Source organism: Bacillus sp. JJ675 (assembly GCF_036963165.1).
In the GTDB taxonomy this organism is placed as follows: Bacteria; Bacillota; Bacilli; order Bacillales; family Bacillaceae; genus Bacillus; species Bacillus glycinifermentans.
In genome coordinates, this window is sequence record NZ_JBALMR010000040.1 from 1 (window position 1) to 10,078 (window position 10,078).

Annotated in this window: 10 protein-coding genes; 3 read left to right on the top strand and 7 right to left on the bottom strand. The window is 46.0% G+C overall.

What is annotated here, in order from left to right:
• Nucleotides 1–107 precede the first annotated feature (107 nt).
• Nucleotides 108–1,217, bottom strand: coding sequence for a betaine/proline/choline family ABC transporter ATP-binding protein (locus V7126_RS10660; protein ID WP_335497579.1), 1,110 nt, complete (start codon nt 1,215–1,217; stop codon nt 108–110).
• Nucleotides 1,218–1,476: 259 nt separating this feature from the next.
• Between V7126_RS10660 and V7126_RS10665 the strand changes: the two genes are divergently transcribed.
• A complete protein-coding gene (locus V7126_RS10665; protein ID WP_175075518.1) occupies nt 1,477–2,013 on the top strand; it encodes a GbsR/MarR family transcriptional regulator in 537 nt (178 codons plus the stop codon).
• Nucleotides 2,014–2,044: 31 nt separating this feature from the next.
• Here V7126_RS10665 and V7126_RS10670 read toward each other — a convergent pair whose 3' ends face one another.
• Complete coding sequence (locus V7126_RS10670) at nt 2,045–2,677, bottom strand: NAAT family transporter (RefSeq protein WP_046132922.1); 633 nt, start codon at nt 2,675–2,677, stop codon at nt 2,045–2,047.
• A 148-nt stretch (nt 2,678–2,825) separates the two neighbouring features.
• Here V7126_RS10670 and V7126_RS10675 point away from each other — a divergent pair, with 148 nt between their 5' ends.
• Entirely contained in the window at nt 2,826–3,605 is a 780-nt protein-coding gene (locus tag V7126_RS10675) for a zinc ribbon domain-containing protein (protein WP_175075520.1), read from the top strand.
• Between the two features lie 51 nt (nt 3,606–3,656).
• Here the strand turns inward: V7126_RS10675 and V7126_RS10680 are convergent, their stop codons facing one another.
• A complete protein-coding gene (locus V7126_RS10680) occupies nt 3,657–5,447 on the bottom strand; it encodes a zinc ribbon domain-containing protein (RefSeq protein WP_335497580.1) in 1,791 nt (596 codons plus the stop codon).
• Between the two features lie 129 nt (nt 5,448–5,576).
• Nucleotides 5,577–6,527: an ABC transporter substrate-binding protein gene (locus tag V7126_RS10685; protein WP_082094109.1), complete on the bottom strand. Its 951-nt coding sequence runs from the start codon at nt 6,525–6,527 to the stop codon at nt 5,577–5,579.
• A gap of 140 nt (nt 6,528–6,667) precedes the next feature.
• Here V7126_RS10685 and V7126_RS10690 point away from each other — a divergent pair, with 140 nt between their 5' ends.
• Nucleotides 6,668–7,060: a hypothetical protein gene (locus V7126_RS10690; protein ID WP_175075524.1), complete on the top strand. Its 393-nt coding sequence runs from the start codon at nt 6,668–6,670 to the stop codon at nt 7,058–7,060.
• Between the two features lie 37 nt (nt 7,061–7,097).
• On the opposite strand, the gene eno is transcribed toward V7126_RS10690, so the two are convergent.
• From eno to V7126_RS10705, 3 genes are all read right to left on the bottom strand, one after another.
• Entirely contained in the window at nt 7,098–8,390 is a 1,293-nt protein-coding gene (gene eno / locus V7126_RS10695; protein ID WP_046131105.1) for a phosphopyruvate hydratase, read from the bottom strand.
• A 22-nt stretch (nt 8,391–8,412) separates the two neighbouring features.
• Entirely contained in the window at nt 8,413–9,948 is a 1,536-nt protein-coding gene (gene gpmI / locus V7126_RS10700; RefSeq protein ID WP_046131104.1) for a 2,3-bisphosphoglycerate-independent phosphoglycerate mutase, read from the bottom strand.
• Nucleotides 9,941–10,078: triose-phosphate isomerase (locus V7126_RS10705; protein WP_335497587.1), on the bottom strand; the 138-nt coding region annotated here is incomplete at its 5' end. The genes gpmI and V7126_RS10705, both read right to left, overlap by 8 nt.

Here is a 10,078-nt window from a genome sequence, read left to right on the forward strand (position 1 = left end):
TCCCATGTTTTATAAAGCATCTCTCCGCCGTTCTGCTGCAAAAATTGAATCACCTGATACATCCTTCCGCCTCCTTAGTTATTCATGACGACGTCTTTTTCTTCGCCTCAAATCGAATCGTAGACGATATCGACGAGACTCGCCCTTGTGACAATGCCGACAAGACGCTTGTTTTCATCGAGGACAGGGACGTATTTGAAGCCTCTTTTCAAAATCTTTCGGACAGTATCGCGGATAAGCGTGTCTTTTTGCACCGAATACACGTCCTGATTGAGAACCTCGCCGACCGTTCCGGCTTTTTTGCGGTTTTGGTCAATGATTTCGACATCGATATAGCCTTTTAACACATTGGCTTCATCAACGACCAGCAATGAATCGACGCGGTGCTGCCTCATGATCTGAATCGCTTCTGAAAGGGTTTTTTCGCTTGTGACGGTGACCGGATTCGGGTTCATTACCTGCTCGACGAACTCGACATCGGGCCGCGACTGAAGAAGCCGTTCCTTTCCGATAAACTCCTCGACGAATTCGTTTGCCGGTTGGCGCAAAATCTCATCAGGCGTTCCGACCTGAACGATTTCACCCGCCCGCAAAATCACGATCCGATCGGCGAGCTTAATCGCTTCATCCATGTCATGGGTGACAAACACGATCGTTTTGTTCAGCGATTTCTGCAGTTTTTTAAACTCTTCCTGAAGCGAATCGCGTGTGATCGGGTCAAGCGCTCCGAAAGGTTCATCCATTAAAATCAACGGCGGCTCTGCCGCAAGCGCCCTCAGCACCCCGATTCTCTGCTGCTGTCCGCCGCTTAATTCGTGCGGGTAGCGGTTCAAATATTCCGGTCCCATATCGACGAGCTGAAGCAATTCCTCCGCCCGCTGTTTTCTTTTTTCTTCCGGCCATTTCAAAAGCTTTGGCACAAGGGCAATATTTTGCTGGATCGTCATATGAGGAAACAACCCGATTTGCTGAATAACATAGCCGATTTTCCGGCGCAGCTGGACGGGATCCTGATCCAAAATGTTTTCTCCATCGATGTAAATGCTTCCTGAAGTCGGCTCAATCAGCCGGTTGATCATTTTCATCGTCGTCGTCTTCCCGCATCCGCTGGGCCCGATAAAGACGATGAATTCCCCCTTTTCTATATCAAGGTTGATATTGCTGACGGCCTTTTTGCCGCCTTTATAAACCTTGGATACATTGTCTAACTTCAGCATCAGCACACCTCCGCTTGAATGTTTTTTAAAAATTGCAACATCTCATCCATTATAAAATACACTTTGTAAAATAAAAAGTTTACAATGTGTTCATATTATTTGAATAAGACATAAAAAAATATATTCAGTCTTGATGAGATCGGCCATTCTTAAAATAACTGCCGTTTTCTTTCATTTACTGATGTTTTATTGTTTTCAAGAGGAAAGTCATTTATGATATATTGGCATTAAAATTGGCTGTCTGAAGGGATGATATGCTTTGGAAGAAAAAGCTTTGCAAACGGTTGAACAAGCGAAGGAGCACTTTATCGAAAAAATCGCTGAAAATATGAATACGTACGGTATATCATCAACTGTCGGCCGCGTTTTGGGAATCATCTACATGAACAGAAAGCCGCTGACGTTAAACGAACTGTCCGAGGCGACGGGCATGAGCAAAACGAGAATGAGCCAGGTCGTACGCGAAATGCTCGACTTAAATATAGCAGAAAAGGTCTTTGAAAAAGGCGTCCGCAAAGACTTGTACGATGTCGAACAGGATTACTACCAGACGTTTATTTCACTGTTCACCGCCAATTGGAGCAAGGTCGTCAAAAAAAACCGGATGATCGGAAAAAAGATAAGAAAAGAGCTGCTGGATGCGCTTGAAGAGGAAAGTCTTTCACCCGAAACAGAGGAGAAGATCAACGACCTGCTAGAGGAAACGAAAAAATGGCTCGATTACTGCCAATGGCTTGACAACCTGATTGAATTCCTTGAAAGCGAAGACATCTTCAAATACGTACCCAAGCCGTAAAAAAAGCTGCAGACCGTGCAGCTTTTTTGCTTTATCCCGCCAAAACCGGAAACATTCCTTTCAGCCCCGTTCCGATCATGCCGACGGCGACTACCGCCAAGATCAGGCCCATCAGCCGCGTGATGACGTTCATCTCCGTCTGTCCGAGCCTTTTTGCGATAAACGTGGAATAATGAAAAGCTATAAAGGTTAATAACAGTACGGCGGCGATCCCGACGATCATTCCGCCGAAATGAATCAGGCTGCGGCTTCCCGCCGAAAGGCTCATTACAGTGGCGATCGTTCCCGGTCCGGAAATAATCGGAATGCTGAGAGGCGTCACGGAAATATCCTCTTTTTCTTTGCTTTCCTGATGCTCATTTTTGTGGAGCGACTGAACGTGCGATTGCTTGGCATTGAGCAGATTGTAGGCGATTCCGAAAATAAAGATGCCGCCTGCAACCCGCAGGGCGTGGATGTTAATGTCAAAAATGCGAAAGATCATTCCGCCGAAGATGAGAAACGCAAGTAAAATAAGAAATGACAAAATGGCAGCCTTTCTCGCCAAAGCGGTGCGCTCCTCCGCTTGATAGCCCTCAGTCAGAGCCAAAAAGAGCGGAACATTGCCGATTGGATTTGTGACGGCAAACAATGAGACGAAAACATGGATGATAAAAGAAAACATAGGTTCTCTCCTTTCGTAAAGATATTCGATCATTACCTCGGGACGTGTTTGCTTAAACATTGATCAGGTCTATACAACCAGCATCTTTTTCATTTATAATGCAACATAGTACAAAATAACTATTTTTTTAAAAGGGAGACAATATTTAATGACATGTACCAAATGCGGCCATCAAACAGATGGCGGAAAATTTTGCGAAAACTGCGGAGCAAGCCTTTCCGCTGAACACGACGGCGGGCAGCCGGCCGGAGAATCAGTGCAGGCCAAGCAATACGTTGATGCGGCAAAAAAAGCCTCTTCGATGTATTTTTCTTTCTTTGTGCGCGTCATGAAGCGCCCGTATGCAGAAACGAAAAAGGCCGGAGAAGAGCATATGCTGAACAGCATCATCACGATGGTGATCTTTGCATTGACCGTGCCGCTCATGTTTTATTTCGGTTTAAAAAGTTTTTACGCTTCTATGGGCACATATTCCGGAATATTCGGCAGAACCGGCGTCATGCCCGGATTTTTTGACATCGTGGTAAAGCCTGCTTTTACGTTTGCTATTTATATTTTCTTATTATTTGTGTTTACATACGCAGGAGTGCGAATTCAAGGGATTCAGGCTTCATTTAGGGAAGTGATGGGCCGCTTCGGCGCCGCCCTCATTCCTTTTACAGCTTTATTGCTTTGCTCATTCTTGTTATCGCTTTTGAAAACAGACTTATTTTTATATCTATTATTTTTCGCTTTTTGCGGCATCGCGTTTCTCATTCCGCCGGCCGTGCTGTTCAGCTACCGCGAGAAAGCAGCGGGCTCCATCGATTTCATCTACACGACGCTTCTCGTTTACCTGGCGACGTTTATCGCTGTCCGGATCATGGGAAATCTGTTTCTTGAATACATAATAGATATCTTGCGCTCCCTGTTAGGATCGCTGTTTTAAATCAATCAGAAAAAAAGCCTTTTTTCGCTTAGGAAAAAAGGCTTTTTTATATTATTCAATTGATGTCAGAAGCAGCTCACCGTTTTCTACAACAGCATGATATGTCCAATTATAGGTTTTCAGCTGCTCTTTTCCGTTTTTGATAATGTTGATTTTCTCAAGCGTTTTTATCGTCACGTCTGAGCCGTCCTGACTCCAGCTTTTCACGCTGACATCGGCGACTTCTTCTTTTGTGCCGCTGTGATTCAGTTTCGCAACGAGCGCTTTTTGGTCGGCGTATAGCTGGCTTCCTGCTTTCAAATCGTCTGCGACAAGCTCGAAATCATTGCCATTGACGGCGTTTTGCAGGTCGTAAACATACCCTTCAATCGCTTGAGTCACTTTTTGATCTGTCAGTTCTCCGCCCGCCGGAACGTTTTTGGAAGTGCCTTTAGCTGAAGCCCATGCTGATGTATATTGTTTCGGATTTTCGTCTTTGATCTCTTTTTTGTTTTTGATATACACTAACGCAGAATCGCTTTTTTCGACCAGCCACTTTTTATCGTCTTCGGCGTATACCAATGTGTATGTATGGCCGTTTTCGTTTTCCGCCAAATCCGGCGCGCTGTAATCGTCATAGTAGGCCGATTTGTGCTTTTCAATGCCGCTGACGTCCGCTTTCCACTTGCCGCCCTCGTGATACAGCCGGAACGAATCAAGGTCAAAGGCAGTGGATAGGTACGTTCCTTTATAATACGTATTGCTGCTCTTCATCCCGCCGATTATCTCTTTTAAATCGCTTTTAAAAGAAGGTGCGGCAACGGTCATGCCATTGACGCTTCCATTTGCAAAAGCCTTCATCGTTTCCTTCGTATTTTGAACGACCGTGTTCATGATCATGTTCATAAAACCTTGGTCAGAAGCGAGATTGACTTTGATTTCGGCATCTTCAATCGGCGTTTTTTCGCTTTTCAGATTCCCCCACGGAAACTCCGCTTCGACAGCGGCAGACATCGAACCGTCCGTCAAAACGGGACCGAATGACGTTCCTTGAAAAGGATTGATCTTTACTTTTTGACCGTTGATCCATAACGTTCCTTTCAGCTTATCATAACCGTCGTCAAAGACGAGCTTCGCTTTTTTCGCATCAAGGGACACATCAGCGCTTGCGTCCTCGTCCAGCGCATTGATATGCTTCGATTTTTTCAGTTCGCCGATATCGGAGTTCAGTTTTGCTTCCACATCGTACGAACCGGGAACGAACGGGCCGAATTTTTTCTCGAAGTTTTCCTTTTCCGTTGTCAGCAGCTTTTTATTGTTTAGGTAAAGGCCGGCGCCTTTCTCGCTTGCCTTAACCGTCAAATAAACCGGCTTCACATTCAGCACATAGCGGTCATAAATCAAAAATTGTTTTCCCGCTTTTTCGATGGAAACAAGACCGTCCCCGCTCTGATCCTTCAAAGACTTGATAAGTTCTTTTTTCTCATCGGGGTGATCGTTTAAATATGTCATCAGCGGTTTGACGTTCTGTTTCGTAATCGTCAAGTCCACGTCTGATGAATGAAGCAGTTCCGCGACCTTTTTTTCATCGTTTTGCTTCAGCGCGCTTTCAAAGTCGCCGATTAATTTTTCCTTTGACGTCAAGGCTTCTCCGGCCTTATAGCCCGCAAACAGGAGGACGCATACCGCGGCAATCGCCGCCCAGATCATCATGCTTTTCCTTGAGATTTTTCGCTTATGTACCGGATCTTGATTGACGGGTTCTTCCGCGTCAGTTTGCCTGCCATTCACAGGAGTCCCGCAATGTTTGCAAAATTGCGCTTGCTCTGCCAGCTCGCGCCCGCATTCTTTACAAAAATTCATGTCTTTCCTCCTATTATTCTCTTTCTATAATAGTTATTTTATACTATATTTGTGAAAAGGAGGAGTGTTTTCATAAATAAAAAAACCAAACGAATTAGTCTATCATCCGTTTGGTTTGGTGTTACACGATTACTTCAGAAAGTACTTTTCAATATCATCCAGCATCAGATTCGCTGCAAGTACGCCACCTGCCGTATTCCAGACGGCGTCATCTACTTTATGAACGTTGCCTTTTTTATAAACGCCCAAGTTTTTGAAAAGCTGATCATTGACGTAGTCCTTCTCGATCGCGCTTGCTTTGTCATCTCCAGTCTCATACGTGTAATAAAAGAGCACGTCCCCATCCATATCCGGAATTTGTTCTTTCGTCACTTTCAATTGTCCCAAATCGTTGGCTTCCTGCCCTTTTGGCCTTGCAAAGCCGAGCTGGTCAAGAATCGTTCCGGCAAATGAGGCTTTATGATAAATGCGGGCATCGGCATCTGTAAAGCGGACGAGTGAGACCTTTTGCTTCACCTTGTCACCGAGCTTGTTATGAATGTCCTCGACCCGCTTATCAAAATCGGCGATGACTTGATCGCCTTTTTCTTTTTGATTCAGCGCTTCAGCCGCCAGCTTAAAGTTGCCTTTCCAATCCCCTGACAGCGTTTCGGCAAAGACGGTCGGCGCGATTGCGCTTAATTTGTCGTACACTTCTTCCTGGCGCACTTTGTTCCCGATAATCAAATCAGGCTTTAGGCTGGCGATTTTTTCGATATTCGGCTGCACTTCCGTACCGACGTTTTCAACGCCGTCCATTTTCGATTTGATGTGCTTATACCACGGGTCACCGAGCCATGACTGAACGGCTCCGACAGGTTTGACGCCGAGAGCAAGCACGGCCTCTGTCGCTTCATTCGTTAACACGACGACCCTTTTCGGCGTTCCTTTAATGGTCGCCGTTCCCATTGCATGCTTGACCTCATATGAGCTTTCCGCCTTTCCTGAGCCTTTATTCGAACCTGCAGATTTCTGATTCCCGCAGGCCGAAAGTATCAGGAAAAGCGCCGCAAAAAGCGCAACCCATTTTATTCGTTTCATCGGCATATGTAAGTATCCCCTTTTTCAAATGATTTTCATTATCAATTAGATTATATAATGTGTAAGCGGATTGTCAATATGAAATCCTGCAGACTATTCATCTTTGATGGTAAGATGAATGGAGATTGGGGGATTTGCAAATGTTCAAACTGGTGCTGTCGGTTTTGTACCTTTTCGGATTTGTTATGTTAAGCAGTTGGTCGGTTTCATTTGGAGAAATAATTGGAACAAATGATTTTTCAACTTTACCGCAATTTATGTTAGCAATGCTATTTACACTTATGATCGGGTGCTATGTTAGTCTTCCTTTGATTTATCATAAGATCAGGAAATCAGAACATTTACTTTTTAAAAATAAAAAAGTAATTCTGATTAGCTTAGGGTTGGGAATAATGTTATCCAGCACAGCATATATCCTTCATGATTTTCTCTCCTCAATGATGATAGCGGTATTATCTATTATAGGCTTCATCATGATTGGTCTTACCGGATTCCTCCCGGCCTATTTGCTAAAACCATCGAACAACAAATAAAGCTTGGCCGCGTCATGCGGCCAAGCTCTTTTTATGCTTACTTGCTTAAGTTGTAGAAAGATTGAATTCCGTGGTACTGCGCAGTTTCAGCCAGTTGGTCTTCGATGCGAAGAAGCTGGTTGTATTTCGCAACACGGTCCGTACGGGACGGAGCACCTGTTTTGATTTGTCCTGCGTTTGTTGCAACTGCGATGTCAGCGATTGTGCTGTCTTCAGTTTCACCGGAGCGGTGAGAGATAACAGCAGTGTATCCTGCGCGTTTTGCCATTTCGATCGCATCGAATGTTTCAGTCAGCGTACCGATTTGGTTAACTTTGATCAGGATAGAGTTGCCTACGCCGTTTTTGATGCCTTCAGCAAGTTTTTTCGTGTTTGTAACGAACAGGTCGTCACCGACAAGCTGAACTTTTTTGCCAAGGCGCTCAGTAAGAAGTTTGTGGCCTTCCCAGTCGTTTTCGTCAAGGCCGTCTTCGATTGAGATGATTGGGTATTTAGAAACAAGCTGTTCATACCAGTCAACCATTTCAGCAGATGTTTTCACAACGCCTTCTCCGGACAGATGATATTTGCCGTCTTCTTTGTTGTAGAACTCAGAAGATGCAGCGTCCATTGCAAGTTTGACTTGTTCGCCAGGTTTGAAGCCGGCTTTTTCGATCGCTTCAACGATCGTTTGAAGCGCTTCTTCGTTTGATCCAAGGTTTGGAGCGAATCCGCCTTCGTCACCGACAGCAGTGTTCAGGCCTTTTGCTTTCAGGACAGCTTTTAAGCTGTGGAAAATTTGAGCTCCCATGCGAAGCGCTTCGCGGAAGTTTTCCGCACCGACAGGCATGATCATGAATTCTTGGATGTCAACGTTGTTGTCCGCATGCTCCCCGCCGTTAACGATGTTCATCATCGGTACAGGAAGCGTTTTAGAGTTGAATCCTCCAAGGTATTGATATAGAGGAATTTGCAAGAAATCAGCAGCAGCGCGGGCAACGGCCATTGATACGCCAAGGATCGCGTTAGCGCCGAGCTTGCCTTTGTTTTCAGTTCCGTCAAGTTCGATCAACAATTTGTCGATTGCTACTTGTTCTGTAACGTCAAAGCCGAGAAGCTCCGGAGCAATGATTTCGTTTACGTTGTTAACGGCAGTTAAAACACCTTTGCCAAGGTAACGGTCTTTGTCGCCGTCGCGAAGCTCAACCGCTTCGTATTCGCCTGTGGAAGCGCCGCTTGGAACAAGCGCGCGTCCGAAAGCTCCTGATTCTGTGTATACTTCGACTTCAACCGTCGGATTACCGCGGGAGTCTAATACTTCGCGTGCATAAACATCAACAATGTATGGCATGTTTGTTTCTCTCCTTTGAATCTTATTTTTGAATTAGTGAGGTTCCTGTCATTTCTTTCGGTTTTTCGACACCGAGCAAATCTAAAAGCGTTGGTGCAAGGTCTCCGAGAATTCCGCCTTCCCTTAGTGTCACGCCTTCTTTTGTGACGATTACGGGAACCGGGTTTGTCGTATGGGCGGTGTGCGGCTTGCCTTCTTCTGTAATCAGCACGTCCGCGTTGCCGTGGTCGGCCGTGATGATTGCGTGGCCGCCTTTTGCAAGAATCGCGTCAACGACTTCGCCCAGGCATTCATCGACCGCTTCGATCGCTTTGATCGTCGGCTCGACTTTACCGGAGTGTCCAACCATATCCGGGTTGGCGAAATTGAGGATGATTGCGTTGTGCTTGTCAGCCTCGATTTCTTTCACGAGCGCGTCTTTCACTTCATAGGCGCTCATTTCAGGTTTCAAGTCATATGTCGCAACTTTCGGCGAATTGATGAGAATCCGTTCTTCGCCCGGGAATTTCTCTTCGCGTCCGCCGCTCATAAAGAAGGTCACGTGCGGATATTTTTCGGTCTCTGCAATGCGGAGCTGCTTCAGTCCGTTTTGGGATAAAACTTCTCCTACCGTATTGTCGAGATTGACCGGCTTGAATGCCACGTATCCGTCAACCGTTTCACTGAAGTGAGTCAAGCAGACGAAATAAAGGTTTTTCGGATGCTTGTCACCGCGGTCAAAATCGCGGAAATCGTCATTCGTGAACGTGTTGGAAATCTGGATCGCACGGTCCGGTCTGAAATTGTAGAAAATCACCGCGTCGTTGTCTTTGATTGTCGCAACAGGCTCTCCGTTTTCTTTTGTGATGACGGAAGGGATGACGAATTCATCGTAAATGCCTTTTTCATAGGAATCCTTCACAACATCAAACGGATTTTTGTATGCAGGCCCTTCGCCGTATACCATGGCGCGATACGCTTTTTCAACACGGTCCCAGCGTTTGTCGCGGTCCATTGAGTAATAGCGGCCTGACAGCGTCGCAATTTCGCCGACGCCGATTTCTTCAATTTGTTCCTCAAGCTCTTTGAGATATTTCTCGGCCGTTTGCGGACCTACGTCGCGTCCGTCAAGGAAGCCGTGAATATAGACGTTTTGAACGCCTTCTTTTTTCGCAAGCTTTAAGAGCGCGTACAAATGGTTGATGTGGCTGTGAACCCCGCCGTCAGACAGCAGTCCGAACAGGTGAAGGTTTGTGCCTTTTTCTTTGACGTGCTTCATCGCGTTTAGAAATGTTTCGTTCCGCTCAAATTCGCCTTCGCGAATCGCTACGTTGACGCGCGTCAGGCTTTGATAGACGATCCGTCCGGCGCCGATATTCAAGTGGCCGACTTCAGAGTTTCCCATTTGCCCTTCGGGAAGTCCGACCGCTTCGCCTGAAGCTGTCAGCGTCTGATGCGGATACTTGTTCCAATAGCGGTCAAAATTCGGTTTGTTCGCTTGGGCTACTGCGTTTCCGACAGTTTCGTTTCTTAGTCCAAACCCATCCAAAATGATGAGTGCGGCTAATTTGTTACTCATATTGACCTGCCTCCAATAATTGAACGAAAGACTGAGGCTCAAGGCTTGCGCCGCCTACAAGAGCGCCGTCGATATCAGACTCGGCCATGTATTCTTTAATGTTCGCAGGTTTTACGCTGCCGCCGTACTG